The sequence below is a fragment of the Phocoenobacter uteri genome, from assembly GCF_900454895.1.
Taxonomy (GTDB): Bacteria; Pseudomonadota; Gammaproteobacteria; order Enterobacterales; family Pasteurellaceae; genus Phocoenobacter; species Phocoenobacter uteri.
Map to the genome: position 1 here is coordinate 724,365 of NZ_UGTA01000001.1, position 14,332 is coordinate 738,696.

Below are 14,332 nucleotides of genomic sequence, written 5' to 3' on the forward strand. Positions count from 1 at the left end.
ATGACCGCTTAAGATCGTTCTATTTTTGAATTTTTATAATTTTACTCGTTAATTCTCCATCCACGATCTTTGTATGGATCTGATCACCGATTTTTAATTGTTTAATTGATGTAATGACATCATTCTTCTCATTTTGAGTGACACTATACCCTCTTGCAAGTACTTTCAATGGACTTAAACTTTCAAGCTTGGCACATTGCTGTTGGAATAGCTGTTGCTTCTGTATGAATTTTTTTTCTATTATATAATTCAGTCGTTGAGATAAATAATCTTGCTGTTTTTGTTGCTGCATAATATAAGACGAAAGAGGATTTAATTGAATCTTATATTCAAGATGAGTTATTTTTTGTTTCTTATGTTGAATTATTTGTTGAAAAGCCTTTAATAGATAAGCATTTTGCTGGTTTAATAAATTCTTTTGATGTGTAATTTGATGTAACGGATGCTGTGAATTCAAGCGATTTTGTAATTGCTCAAATTTAGTCAATTTTATTTGCCATAAACGATCGAATGCAAAATTTGCTTTATCTGAATAATGTTGCAATTGGCGTAACAGTTCTTGCTGATCACGGCTCACTAATTCTGCCGCCGCCGAAGGTGTTGCTGCTCGTAGATCTGCGACAAAGTCTGCAATAGTGACATCAATTTCATGCCCCACTGCACTTATAATCGGAATTGTAGAATTAAATATAGCATAGGCAACAGCTTCTTCATTAAAACACCATAAATCTTCAAGAGAGCCACCGCCTCGACCAACAATAAGCACATCACATTCTTTACGTACATTAGCTATTTCTATACTCGTGACAATGTCACGAGTTGCTTCACTTCCCTGCACCATTGTTGGATAAATAATAATATTTAAACTAGGATCACGACGTTGTAACACATTTAAAATATCTTGTAATGCCGCCCCTGTGGAAGATGTTACAATTCCAACTGTTTTTACAAATGAAGGAATGCTCTTTTTATATATTTGAGAAAAGAGCCCTTCATTAGCGAGCTTTATTTTTAATTGTTCAAATTTCTGTTGCAATAAACCATCACCAGCCATTTGCATACTTTCAATAATAAGCTGATAATCTCCTCTTGGTTCATATAAGCTAATTTTAGCTTGGACAAGTACTTGCATTCCGTTTTGAGGCTGAAAGTTAACAGCTCTATTTTTCATTCTAAACATCGCACTACGTACTTGTGCTTTATCATCTTTTAACGTGAGATACCAATGCCCAGAAACAGGCTGGCTGAAATTAGAAATTTCGCCAGTAAGCCAAATATAGCCTAGCTCCATTTCAAGTACGTTGCGAACGGTATAATTAAGTTGAGTAACGGTTAAGATATTATTCATTTTAAATATAGAAAATAAAAATATAGGATAAGTTTACTAAAAAATTGAAATAAAGAAAGGATTATATAAAAATAAAAGAAGCCTCATCTATTATAAAATTAATAAGAATAAGATAATTATAATAATGCTAAATAATATAATACAAGCATCTTGATCTTGAGCTTTTGATTGTAATGATTGCTGTACTTGTCGCATCTCTTCCTTTTGCTCATACTGAGCTTGTGTAATTAATGTAGCTATATCTTCAGTATTCAGGCGCTGTACAATAATTGGGATTTGAACAGCTTGTAATATATCCTCTGCCTCAAGCTCAATAACAAGCTCCAATATTTCATCATCACTTAGACGGTAAGAAATAGTAGGATCTTGTAACGCTTCTAATAAATCTTCTGAACTTATCAGTAATAAGCATTCCAACAATTCATCTTTAGTAAGCTCTTCTTGATTATCTTGCATAATAATAACTGATTATTTTGTTAAATTGTTGAGTAGATAAAAAGATAGAAGCATAATAACAAATTTTAAATCAGAGTAAATGTTATATGGTGATTATTTATATGATAAATGAATAGAAACATTCAGAAAGAAATGGTTGCGGGGGCTGGATTTGAACCAACGACCTTCGGGTTATGAGCCCGACGAGCTACCAAACTGCTCCACCCCGCGTCAGAGATTTGTATAATACAGTAATTTTTTTATAATACAATAATTAAATAACATTTAATGTTTAAGTGCTTTAAATTAGATCTTTTTCAGTACAAATACAGTTCAATGTTATTTTTTATACCTTTTTAAATAAAAATTTGCTATTCTTTGACAACTTTACTATCAATTATAAGATTCATTATGGCTTTAATAAAATATACCAAATTATCACTTTTAACTACTCTTGTACTTTCCGTTGTTGCTTGTTCTTCAAATTCATCACACAATTCTAAATTAAATTATAGTGATAAAGAAAAATTCGGTGCAAAATATAAGGAGCATCAATATTACCCTTATGCACCTTATGTTCCTGTTAAGAAAATTCCTTCACAGAAAAAAATTGTGAATCCTAACGATTTTCTTTATCAGCTTGGCAACGTTCAGCAATATTCTGACACTCTAACAAAAGATTATGCTCATACATATAATAAATTAGCAAATTGGGTAAGATCAGGTGCAAAAATCCAAAATTTATCTTCTTATGGCGTTAATATTCAGCAAATGACTGGAGAAGAAGGTTTTAAAAATGTATTGATGACAGGATACTATTCACCTGTAGTTAATGCTCGCCATACTAAAATAGGACAATTCCAACACCCTATTTATGCGATGCCTCGTAATAAACATTTTACTCGTGAACAAATTTATAATGGTGCATTAGCAGGAAAGGGACTAGAACTTGCATATAGTGATTCAATGTTAGATAACTTTTTACTTGGTGTGCAAGGTAGTGGCTATATTGATTTTGGTAATGGTAACTTAAACTATTTTGCTTATGCTGGTCAAAATGGTTTCAAATACGTTAGCATTGGACGATTGTTAGTCGAAGATGGTGAAATTCCTAAAGAAAAAATGTCTATTAAAGCAATCAGAGAATGGGGCGAAAGTCATCCAAATAAAGTGCAAGGTTTGTTAGAACGTAATCCATCTTATGTTTTCTTTAAAAATGATTACTCTGGAAAAGTAAAAGGCTCAGCTGGCGTTCCTTTGATTGCACTTGCATCTGTTGCCTCTGATCGCAATATCGTGCCTTCTGGTACACCATTATTAGTTGAAACACCAGTTGTTGATGAAGATGGTGATTGGACAGGAGAACATGAAATGCGTTTAATGGTCGCATTAGATGTTGGTGGTGCTGTAAAAGGACAACATTTTGATATTTATCAGGGTATTGGTAAAAAAGCAGGACGAAAAGCAGGTTTAATGAAACATTATGGACGTGTTTGGCTATTAAAATAGTTATCCTTATCGACACCTAATATGAATTTTAGGTGTCGATTTTTGAATTTTAACTACGCAGACCTATACCTTTCTCAATTAAGTAATAAACTAAGCTATATAAGATCAGAATAAAACCACTTAACATCGCAAATGTATAAAGAATTGGCACATCACTGATTCCTAAAAAGCCATAACGGAAACCGTTGATCATATACATAATAGGGTTGAATTTTGATACACCTTGCCAAAAGTCTGATAACAGTGAAATAGAATAAAATACGCCCCCTAGATACGTTAAAGGCGTTAAAATAAAAGTGGGAATTAAGTTAATTTCATCAAAACTTTTCGCATAAATCGCATTGATCAATCCTGCGAGTGCAAACATTGTGATTGTCATCAACATTATGGTGATCACGACAAGCCACGAATGCACATCATAAGAAACAAAACAAAAAGCAACACTTGTTACTAACACGCCAATAATGCCTGCTCGTACAATACTTCCCATTACATAGCCAGCAATAATAGTATGAGTAGAAAGTGGAGAAACCAACAGCTCTTCAATGTGTTTAGCGTATTTGCTTAAAAAGAAAGAAGAGGCAGTGTTACCATAAGCGGCGGTTATTGCAGACATCATAATTAGACCAGGAGCGATAAATTGCATATAGCTCACGCCATCCATATCCCCAATTCTTGTGCCAATCAATTTTCCAAAAATAAAGAAATAAAGCACCGTTGTGATCATCGGTGGAATTAAGGTTTGTCGCCAAATTCTAAAAACGCGTTTTGTTTCTTTTCTTGCTAATGTATAAAAACCTGTAAAATTTTGCATTTTAATCTGCCATATTGATAAATAATGTTTCAAGACGATTTGCTTTATTTCGCATACTCAATACATTGATATTTTGTTCGCTAAGAAGTTGAAATAATTGATTTAACCCTTGCTCTTTTGTTACTTCAACTTCAATGGTTGTATCATCTATCCAGCTGAATGAATATCCAGCTAAATTAAGCGGTTGTTTTTTATCTAAATCTAGTAAAAAAGTTTCGCTAGTTAGTTTAGATAATAACGCTTTCATTGAGGTATTTTCAACAATCTCACCATTTTGCATAATCCCAATATTTCGGCATAAGCTCTCTGCTTCTTCAAAATAATGTGTAGTTAAAATTATTGTTGTGCCTTGTTGATTAAGTTCTTTTAGAAAATCCCATAAAGAGCGGCGTAATTCAATATCTACACCTGCCGTTGGTTCATCTAAGATCAATAAATTTGGATTGTGCATTAACGCCCGCCCAATCATTACTCGACGTTTCATTCCACCAGAAAGAGCATAAGAAAGACTATGGCGTTTATCCCATAAATCTAATTTTTTTAACCAATACTCCGCCCGCTTTATTGCTTCACGACGTGGTACACCATAAAAGCCCGCTTGATTGATCAATATATCTTCCACTTTTTCAAAGCTATTAAAATTAAATTCTTGTGGCACTAAACCAATTTGTTGTTTTAATTGCTGTTTTTGCGAATCTAAATCAAATCCAAATACTTTCACTTGCCCACTGGTTTTATTAACCAATGAACTAATAATACCTATTGTGGTGGATTTTCCCGCACCGTTATGCCCTAAAAGTGCATAAAAGTCGCCTTTTTTTACAGTTAAATCAATTCCCTTAACGGCTTTTACCCCATTGGAATAAGCTTTAACTAATTGTTTAATTTCTAATGCGTTCATCTTTTCTTGAAAATAAGAGGAATAAAAGAGATAACAACGCTATGCCACAGGACGAATAATTGCTTCATCAAGTGAAATATCAAAGGCTGAACTTAAAAGTTTTAGTTTAGAATCGCTTAACAATGCATTTTTTGCCTCATTGACTAATTGATCTAAAATTTCTCGCTTAATTTCTAATGCGGTTTGATGTTGATTACTTTCTTTTATTACTAATGAATAATTCAGCCCTATTTTTTCTAAGGCTGTCGTTAAAGTTTGATGGATATCAGCTTTATCTAAATGAGCCATATCTGGCTTTAAAGCAAGCTGTAACTTGTTATCTTGTTGATTGATTATATAGCAATTTAATGCCATTAAACGTGATAAACCCGTAACCTTTGAATCATAAATAATTTTACACCAAGCATCTTTTTCACAAGAAAGCGTTGTAATCTTTTGTGTTAATTCAGGTGTACGTTCTTGTATCATCGCTCGCTTAATATCTGAAGGCTTAGCAGTTTCAATCTCATTTGCTAATTCAGGATCAAGCCACTGCCAACGATACTGTTCTTCACTTTGCTCAGTGCTTTGATTAGGTTGATTGTCTGGAGTTTTAGGTTGCGATTGGGCTAAATTAGCTAACCGTTGTTGTAAATCTAGTGTTGTCTCTTTTTTCTTGATCTCACGCTCAACAACACTTGGTTTAGCCACTAATTTAGTGTTTTTTTTTTCGCTCTCTGAATTTGTTTTATGTGCTTTCAACTGCTGACGAGCCTTTAATGCTGCCATTGCCGGCGATACATTTAATGTATTATCTAATGTTTGTTCAGTTACTGCACTTGTCTGTATCGAAGCGGTCTGATTTTGTGTATTATTTGCAATTTTTACTGCTTCTGTTTTTGCTGGTATTACCGTAGTTGAGCGTGTTTCTTGCACATTTAAGCGTTCTTTTAACTTGCTAATATTTTCTTGTGTAGCATTAACAGATGGAGAAATATTATTCGTTACGGCTGTCACATTTTGAATTTCTACAACTCGTTTCGGATGGAATGCTAATGCACGCAACATTGTCATTTCAACCCCAGCACGTGGTTCACTTGCAAGAGGTAATTCTTTTTTACCAATTAACATTAGTTGATAAAAAAACTGTACATCTTCTGGCGAAATTTGTTTTGCAAGAAAATGTAATGGCGTTTCTTCTTGTGACGATGAGCTAGGTAACAATTGCAAAATAGCGACACGGTGTAACGTTTCAGCAATCGCATTTAAAAGTGCAAACCAATCCACACCTTTATGTGCAACGTCATCAATAATCGCCATTACTTTTTCACCGTTTGCCAATGCAAGTGCTTGTACTAATTCAAGAGGCTGATTATCATCTAATAAACCGAGCATTTGTTGTACAATAGCAAGTGTAATATGAGCATTACTTACGGCAATCGCTTGATCCGTTAAACTCAACGCATCACGTACACTGCCCTGTGCTGATTTTGCTAATTTTTCTAAAGCCAAATGCTCGAAAGGAATGTTTTCTTTATCTAGAATAAACGCAAGATGATCGCTAATTTGCGATTGCTCTAAAGCACGCAGATGAAACTGCATACAACGAGATAAAATTGTAATTGGTAATTTTTGTGGATCAGTTGTCGCTAATAGGAATTTAACGTATTCAGGCGGTTCTTCTAAGGTTTTAAGTAACGCATTAAAGCTATGTCGAGAAAGCATATGCACTTCATCGATTAAATAAACCTTAAAACGCCCTACGGTTGGTTTATATTGAACATTGTCCAATAATTCTCGGGTATCTTCAACTTTTGTACGAGAGGCCGCGTCAATTTCAATTAAATCAATGAAACGCCCCTCTTCGATTGCTTTACAGTTCTCGCATTCACCGCACGGTGTAGCACTAATTCCTTTTTCGCAATTTAACCCCTTTGCAAATAAACGAGCAATAGAAGTTTTCCCTACGCCACGTGTACCAGAAAAAAGATAAGCGTGGTGCAATCTCTCTTCTCGTAATCCATTTTCTAATGCGGTTAAAACGTGCTTTTGTCCTACAACATCTTGAAAACGTTGTGGTCGCCATTTACGAGCAAGAACCTGATAAGACATTCCCCTAACCTTCCTAATTAGTGTCCGTCAAAATCAACAAGAGTTGTTGAGGTTACGCCCATTTTTTCTAAACGTTCTACACCATTCAATGCAGGTAATCCAATCACAAATGCAGCGTGTTCTACTTTTCCACCTAATTTATTGATCAATTTAACAGTTGCTTCAACTGTTCCACCTGTTGCTAATAAATCATCAATAATTAAAACATTATCGCCTTCAACGATAGCATCTGTGTGAATTTCTAAGGTATCTTGACCATACTCTAATTCATAAGACTGAGAAAGAACCTCACGAGGTAATTTATTAGGCTTACGAACTAAAACAAAAGGTAATTCTAAAGCCAATGCAATAGGTGCACCAAAAATAAACCCTCTTGATTCTGTTCCTACAACTTTCGTGATTCCTTTATTTTTAAACTGCTCAACAATAATATCAACTGTTGCTTGGAATGCTTCTGGTACTTCTAAAAGCGAAGTAATATCACGAAAAATAATCCCTTCTTTTGGGTAGTTTGGAATAGATTTAATAGAAGATTTAATTAGTTCTAGTTTTTGGTTCATAGTTTAAGCTCAATATTTAGTTATACAAAACTTGCTAAATGTAACAAAAATTAGCGAAATTACAAGAAAAAATAATTATTTTTTGGCACTATTCGATTCGGTTGTTTCTATTTTATTAAATACCCTCACTGAATAAGCGGTTAAATTTAAGTAAAAATTTACCATTTTTTCAGTACCATAAATAACATTTTTAGAAAAACTTACTGATAATTCATATTGTTTAAATTTTTCAAGTGAAAACTTCTTATAACTTATGCTATAATTTGCCGTTACTTTCAAGTTTTAAACCAATTATTTGCAGGAGTATTAAATGACGAGTATAAATAAACGTTCGATTATGACCCTTTTTTCCAACAAAGAAGATATTTATAGCCACCAAGTACGTATCACATTAGCTGAAAAAGGCGTGCCTTACGAAATTGAAAATGTAGAGCCAAATACAATCAATGAAGATTTATTAGAATTAAACCCTCGTGGTAGTCTTCCTACATTAGTTGATCGTGATTTAGTTCTTTTTAATTCTCGTATCATTATGGAGTATTTAGATGAGCGTTTCCCTCACCCACCATTGATGTCAGTATATCCAGTGGCTCGTGCTGAAACACGTTTAACTATTCACCGCATTAAAAATGATTGGTACTCTTTAATTGATATCGTAAATAAAGATCCAAATGCAGAAGAAGGCAAAAAAGCCTTAAACCAATTACGTGAAGAGTTTTTAGCATTAGGTAATATCTTTGCTGCAAAACCATACTTCTTAAATGATGATTTCACACTATTAGATTGTTACATTGCCCCACTTTTATGGCGTATGCACAATTTAGGCGTTGAGTTTACTGGTGCAGGTAGCAAAGCTGTGAAAAGTTATATGACACGCATCTTCCAACGTAAAAGCTTTATTCAATCTATCGGTGGTAAGCCACCAAAAGATTTAATGGACGATAAAGAATAATGAAACCATTAAGACCTTATTTATTTAACGCGTATTATAACTGGATTATTGATAACAATAATACGCCTTACATATTGGTTAATGCTGAATATCTGAATACGGATGTGCCAAAAGAATATATCAATGAAGGGCGTATTATTTTAAGCCTTTCACCAACCGCAATTGGTAAATATATTGCTGATGAAGATGCAATTAGTTTTGATGCTCGTTTTGGTGGAATGTTAAGAGATATTTATATTCCTTTCGGTGCAATGATCGCGTTATATGCCCAAGAAACGGGCGATGGTGTGATGTTTCAGGAGGAAGAATATTTCAGCGAAGAAAGTTACTCTGCTCGTTTAAAAAGCGTTAAATCTGAAACTAAACAATCTATCAAAACTAAGCCTAGAAAAAATTCTAAGCTTAAATTAGTTAAATAATTTTTAAAGGCATTTAATAATGCCTTTAAATTTTTCATTTAAGCGGTTAAAAAAATCTAACTTTTTGCAACTTCAGCATAAAATATAACCGCTTAAAAATTTCCTTTATCAACTATAAAATCACATAAAATGAAAATCGCATTAGGTATTGAATACGACGGTAGTCACTATTTTGGGTGGCAGAAACAACAATCTGTAATAAGCGTTCAAGAACAATTGGAAAAAGCATTATCCATTATTGCTAACTCTCCCGTTGAGGTATTTTGTGCTGGGCGTACGGATTCTGGTGTACACGGTACAGGGCAAGTCGTCCATTTTGAAACAGTGGCTGTTCGTCCGTTAAAAAGCTGGTGCTTTGGTACAAACGCACATTTACCTAATGATATTTCGGTGAAGTGGTCTGTTGAAGTCAATGAGGATTTTCACGCTCGTTTTAGTGCCACTGCTCGCCGTTATCGTTATGTTATTTATAACAATAATCTTCGTTCTGCGATCTTACCAAAAGGCGTATCCCACTATAATATGCCGTTGGATCATCAAAAAATGCACGAAGCTGGACAATTCTTATTAGGAGAAAATGATTTTAGCTCATTTCGTGCAGCTCAATGTCAATCTAACAGCCCTAACCGTAATGTTCATCACTTAAATGTTACTCGTATAGGACAATTCGTAGTGATTGATATTCAAGCGAATGCTTTTGTTCATCATATGGTCAGAAATATTGTTGGTAGCTTGATTGAAGTGGGTTGTGGCAATCAACCTGTTGAATGGATTAAATGGTTATTGGAACAGAAAAACCGCCAACTTGCTGCACCAACCGCCAAAGCAGCAGGATTATATTTGGTCGATGTACATTATCCAGAAGTTTTTAATATCCCTAAAACACCGCTTGGCCCACTGTTTTTACCAGAGATTTTATAAATTTTTAGCACGCAAACCTTTGCTCTTTTTTTTGCTATTTCAATATGAAATAAATCCTTTTATAATGCCCGCCTAATTTTTATAAGAGGAAATAACAATGAACTATATTGAAATTTTGGGCTATGTAGCAATGGTTACCGTATCTTTATCTTTTTTACTTAAGGATGTAACTAAACTTCGTTTTGTGAATGCGATTGGTTGTTCGCTATTTATCGTTTATGGATTTTTAACAGGTGCTTATCCTGTAATGGGGCTAAATATTTTTGTTGCCTCTATCAATGCTTATTATATTGTAAAAGAATTAAAAGCAAAGAAAGCTGCAAAATAAGATTTATTTTAGGGCGAACATAAATAGTACGCCCTACTTTTATCCTACTAAGAATTCCAATAGTTTTTTCTTTAATTTGTTATAAGGCGGATATTTCAAGCTACTTTCAAACCAAAATGGTTTATGTAATATGCTTTTATAATGCGAGAAACAATCAAATCCAGCCTTGCCGTGATAACTCCCTATTCCACTAAAACCTACACCGCCAAAAGGCAAGTTATGATTAGAAAGGTGCATAATTGCATCATTCACTGCCCCACCGCCAAATGAAATCTCTGTTAATAAGCGGTCAATTTTTTGTTGGTTTTTACTAAAAATATAACACGAGAGTGGTTTTTCGTATTTTTTCACTTTATCGATCGTTTCATCTAGATCATCAAAGGCGATAACAGGTAATAAAGGAGCAAAAATTTCTTGTTGCATTATCGGATCATCAAATGAAATATGAGTTAGAATTGTCGGCGATACTGTTTGATTTTGTGGATCGATAACACCACCATAAAAAACCTTTTCTTTATCTATCAGTTTCTCTATTCTTGAAAAATGTTTTTCATTGATAATTTTGACTTCTGGTTTGGAATATCGCTGTTGCATTTCATTTTTTACAGCTTCACAAAATGCGTTTTCAATAGATTTTTCAACCAAAACATAATCTGGTGAGACACAGGTCTGCCCAGCATTTAAACATTTTGCCCAAACTAATCGTTTAGCGGTCATTTTTAGATCACAATCTGCAAAAACAAAGGCTGGGCTTTTTCCGCCAAGTTCTAAAGTAACAGGGGTTAAATTTTTTGCTGCCGCTTGATACACTACTCTGCCCACTTCACTACTTCCTGTAAAAAAGATCTTATCAAAACGATAAGAAAGTAATTCTGTGGTTTCTGCCACGTCCCCTTGATAAACATAAAAATACTCAGGTTCAAAATGTTGGTTAATCAGTTTTGCAATAATGTCAGCAGTGTGAGAGGCTAATTCACTTGGCTTCAAAATAACGGTATTCCCTGCGGCTAAGGCGGTTAAAGCAGGCAATAACGCAAGTTGTAACGGATAATTCCACGCACCAATCACAAGGGTTGTGCCTAATGGCTCTGGAATGCGATAACTTTTTGCAGGAAAATTCGCTAAATTGGTTTTGACTTTCTTTGGCTTGCTAAATTTTTTAATCTTTTTGATAAAAAAATCCAATTCAGAATAAAGAATTGAGAGTTCCGTCAAATAGCTTTCAAATTCAGATTTCGCCAGATCTTTATGTAATGCGGAATAAATCGCTTTTTCATTCTCTTTTAAAAGTTGTTTTAATTTGCGTAATTGTGAAAGCCTAAAATCAACATCTTTAGTTTGATTCGTATTAAAAAAGGCTTTTTGTTTTTCAATAATGGTCGCAATATTCATCGTTAAATCCTTATGCTCGTTTTAGCTATACGTTATTGTAGCTTTAATAATAAATCAAAAATAGTTAAAATGGCTGAAATCTTTTGTCAAAAAAGCAATAAAATAAAATGGATGAATTAAAAGCAATTAAATATTTCAACAAAGTCGCTGAAACGGGGAGTTTTTCTCAATCGGCTGATTTCTTTGGCGTGCCTGCCTCTTCTCTTTCTCGCCGGATTGCTGATTTAGAGAAGAAATTACAAGCAACATTGCTACAACGAACAACTCGAAGTGTGCATTTAACAGAAATTGGTAAAACTTATTACCAACATACCCAAGCGGTGCTATCTCAATTAAACTTAGCAAGTGACGTTGTCACGAATTATCAGAAGCAACCACAGGGCGAATTACGTATTAGCAGTATGACTATTTTTGGTGAACTCTTTTTATTGCCATTATTAGAGAAATTTAAACAGCAGTACCCTGATATCGTATTAAATATTTATTTAAGTGATGAATTATCAGATTTGAATGAAAACGATGTTGATATTGCAATTCGTGGGGGCTATGTGCCAAATGAACGCATTATTGCTAAAAAAATAAGTAGCAATGAATTTGTTGCAATGGCTTCGCCAGAATATCTAGCACAATATGGCATTCCAAAAACTGCCCTAGCATTGAAAAATCATCAAGGCATTTATTATCGTACGCCACAAGGTGTGACACCTTGGCTTACCCAAATTGATGGGCAATGGCACAATGTCTCCGCCCCTGCGGTAACAATTAGCAATAATTACAATTGGTTATTGGATAATTTATTAACAGGAAAAGGGATCGGATTTTTACCTCAATGGACGGTACAAAACTATTTAGACACAGGAGAATTACAAATTTTAGATATCAATCCTAAAGTGACTATTTCCACGCAAGGCGAGCTGGGTGTCTATCTGCTCTACCAAAAACATCATTATCAAATTCCTAAAATTAAAGTGGCGGTTGATTTTCTATTAAGCCATTTAAAATTCAGTGAATAAATAGACGATTATCAGGTTAATTCAAGCGTGAAGGAGCTTGAATTAACCCGCGATGAAGAACATTTATTACAATGCTTTCGCAGAAGTTCTGAAAAGAGCTAAACAGTAATAATCAATCTCACAGAAATGTCAGATGACTTAAACTAAGTATTTTCGTTCTTTTCGCTATTTAGGGGTAAAACCGTATAAATCCCTTTATACTCTATTCTGCCCACCAATGCTCTGATGTCTTTTACTTTCTTTGTTTTAATAAGCTATAACAACACTTAACCATAATTTTAAATAATTATTGATCAAGTCATCTTACAATTTTAGCTAATGCTTATACAAAATATATTATAATAACCTTATTTATTTTATGTCTTACTAATAGGATTAAATGATGAAAACAATAAAGTTAAAACCTACCTTTATCGCACTTGTCATCACACAAGTTTTATCTCAACAAGCCTATTCATCCGAAGTCAACGCGAATATTCCTTATCAATATTTCCGTGATTTTGCTGAAAACATGGGAGCTTTTAACGTTGGGGCAAGCAATGTGCCTATTTACAATAATCAAGGTAAACATATTGGCACAATGCTCAAAAATAATGCACCGATGATTGATTTCTCATCCAATAGTTTAAAAGGAAACGCAACACTTATCGATCCACAGTATGTTGTGAGCGTTTCTCATAATAGAACCTATTTAACAAAATCTTCTTTTGGAAGCACTGCAAAATTCCACCCAGATAATCCTGAATTTGAATACTCTTTCGCTAATCGCCATCATTATTGAGATCCGAGTACAGAGCTTAACAATTACGATTATATGCTTCCTCGCTTAACAAAATTAGTTACAGAGGCAGCACCAGCAGAATTACCTGATACAGCTAATGGCAAAACCTATGACTTATCAGATAAAACACGCTTTCCTTTCTTTGTAAGACGTGGTTCTGGGGATCAATATAGAATTATCTTTAATGAAGATGGTTCTCGTAAAAGAGATTTTGCAGGCGGTATATATAATTACCTTACTGGCGGTGCAATGTTGCCTGAACGTCTTAAAAATTTTGACTATGATGATAGAAATGAAAAATATTATGATTTTATTTGGGGATATCAACCATCATTAGCTAAAGAAGATAATGAACAACCTCTTATCACTTTTGCAATGAATGGCGATAGTGGTTCAGCTATTTATGTTTATGATGCACAAGAGCAAAAATATCTTCTTATCGGTTTATTAGAGGGATATGGTTGGGACAGTTTTCTAAAACACGCAGGAATTTATGGTGTAAAAACCAAACCTTCATTTAATAAACTTGAACAAAGTCGCTATAAAAATCTTGAAGTTAATAATACAACACCAAATACAGAATATACCCTTACCGCTAATCCAACCCCTAATCCAGAAAACGGTACCACAACAGCAACATTAACAGGTGGCAATGAAAATAAAACACTTAACCTATTTAATTCTGCTCATCGTGCTCAAAGAGGCGATATTTATCGTCAAGACTATAATGATGCGATGAATGTTACTTTCACAGGACAAGATGGTTCACTTGTTTTAAACAACGACATTGATCAAGATGCTGGCGGTTTATATTTTGATGCTAATTTTAATGTAAGCGGTCGTCCAACGGTTAAAGTCATCAATAGCG

General features: G+C 34.1%; 13 protein-coding genes, 1 tRNA gene and 1 pseudogene. 7 read left to right on the forward strand and 8 right to left on the reverse strand.

The window, feature by feature from the left end:
* Positions 1 to 19 precede the first annotated feature (19 nt).
* The 3 genes from xseA to DYE60_RS03180 all read right to left on the reverse strand — a co-directional run bounded on the left by xseA (position 20) and on the right by DYE60_RS03180 (position 2,014).
* Positions 20 to 1,348, reverse strand: a complete 1,329-nt coding sequence (gene xseA, locus DYE60_RS03170) for an exodeoxyribonuclease VII large subunit (protein ID WP_115315190.1) — start codon at positions 1,346 to 1,348, stop codon at positions 20 to 22.
* 90 nt (positions 1,349 to 1,438) lie between these two features.
* Positions 1,439 to 1,804 (reverse strand): type 1 periplasmic-binding domain-containing protein, encoded by a 366-nt coding sequence (locus DYE60_RS03175; RefSeq protein WP_115315191.1) that lies wholly within the window; start codon positions 1,802 to 1,804, stop codon positions 1,439 to 1,441.
* 133 nt (positions 1,805 to 1,937) lie between these two features.
* A tRNA-Met gene (locus DYE60_RS03180) sits at positions 1,938 to 2,014 on the reverse strand.
* A gap of 180 nt (positions 2,015 to 2,194) precedes the next feature.
* On the opposite strand from DYE60_RS03180, the gene mltA reads away from it, so the two are divergent.
* Complete coding sequence (gene mltA / locus DYE60_RS03185; protein WP_115315192.1) at positions 2,195 to 3,292, forward strand: murein transglycosylase A; 1,098 nt, start codon at positions 2,195 to 2,197, stop codon at positions 3,290 to 3,292.
* 49 nt (positions 3,293 to 3,341) lie between these two features.
* Here mltA and DYE60_RS03190 read toward each other — a convergent pair whose 3' ends face one another.
* The 4 genes from DYE60_RS03190 to apt are packed head-to-tail and all read right to left on the reverse strand — an operon-like array spanning position 3,342 to position 7,658.
* The gene (locus DYE60_RS03190) at positions 3,342 to 4,106 is read right to left on the reverse strand and encodes an ABC transporter permease (RefSeq protein WP_172460352.1); all 765 of its coding nucleotides are present in this window, start codon (positions 4,104 to 4,106) and stop codon (positions 3,342 to 3,344) included.
* A gap of 1 nt (position 4,107) precedes the next feature.
* Positions 4,108 to 5,007: an ABC transporter ATP-binding protein gene (locus DYE60_RS03195; RefSeq protein WP_115315193.1), complete on the reverse strand. Its 900-nt coding sequence runs from the start codon at positions 5,005 to 5,007 to the stop codon at positions 4,108 to 4,110.
* Positions 5,008 to 5,046: 39 nt separating this feature from the next.
* The gene (gene dnaX, locus DYE60_RS03200; RefSeq protein WP_115315194.1) at positions 5,047 to 7,098 is read right to left on the reverse strand and encodes a DNA polymerase III subunit gamma/tau; all 2,052 of its coding nucleotides are present in this window, start codon (positions 7,096 to 7,098) and stop codon (positions 5,047 to 5,049) included.
* A gap of 17 nt (positions 7,099 to 7,115) precedes the next feature.
* On the reverse strand, positions 7,116 to 7,658 hold the full coding sequence (gene apt / locus DYE60_RS03205) for an adenine phosphoribosyltransferase (RefSeq protein WP_115315195.1): 543 nt from the start codon (positions 7,656 to 7,658) through the stop codon (positions 7,116 to 7,118).
* Positions 7,659 to 7,968: 310 nt separating this feature from the next.
* Between apt and DYE60_RS03210 the strand changes: the two genes are divergently transcribed.
* The 4 genes from DYE60_RS03210 (at position 7,969) to DYE60_RS03225 (ending at position 10,278) form a co-directional block, all read left to right on the forward strand.
* Positions 7,969 to 8,610: a glutathione S-transferase N-terminal domain-containing protein gene (locus DYE60_RS03210; protein WP_115315196.1), complete on the forward strand. Its 642-nt coding sequence runs from the start codon at positions 7,969 to 7,971 to the stop codon at positions 8,608 to 8,610.
* Entirely contained in the window at positions 8,610 to 9,029 is a 420-nt protein-coding gene (locus DYE60_RS03215) for a ClpXP protease specificity-enhancing factor (protein WP_115315197.1), read from the forward strand. Before DYE60_RS03210 ends, DYE60_RS03215 begins: the two co-directional genes overlap by 1 nt.
* Before the next feature lie 129 nt (positions 9,030 to 9,158).
* A complete protein-coding gene (gene truA, locus DYE60_RS03220; RefSeq protein WP_115315198.1) occupies positions 9,159 to 9,950 on the forward strand; it encodes a tRNA pseudouridine(38-40) synthase TruA in 792 nt (263 codons plus the stop codon).
* A 97-nt stretch (positions 9,951 to 10,047) separates the two neighbouring features.
* On the forward strand, positions 10,048 to 10,278 hold the full coding sequence (locus DYE60_RS03225; RefSeq protein ID WP_115315199.1) for a YgjV family protein: 231 nt from the start codon (positions 10,048 to 10,050) through the stop codon (positions 10,276 to 10,278).
* 39 nt (positions 10,279 to 10,317) lie between these two features.
* Here DYE60_RS03225 and DYE60_RS03230 read toward each other — a convergent pair whose 3' ends face one another.
* Entirely contained in the window at positions 10,318 to 11,670 is a 1,353-nt protein-coding gene (locus DYE60_RS03230; RefSeq protein ID WP_115315200.1) for an aldehyde dehydrogenase family protein, read from the reverse strand.
* A gap of 107 nt (positions 11,671 to 11,777) precedes the next feature.
* Here DYE60_RS03230 and DYE60_RS03235 point away from each other — a divergent pair, with 107 nt between their 5' ends.
* Complete coding sequence (locus DYE60_RS03235; RefSeq protein ID WP_115315201.1) at positions 11,778 to 12,683, forward strand: LysR family transcriptional regulator; 906 nt, start codon at positions 11,778 to 11,780, stop codon at positions 12,681 to 12,683.
* Between the two features lie 382 nt (positions 12,684 to 13,065).
* A pseudogene (locus DYE60_RS10415) lies at positions 13,066 to 13,911 on the forward strand (S6 family peptidase); the annotation flags it as partial.
* Positions 13,912 to 14,332: the final 421 nt, after the last annotated feature.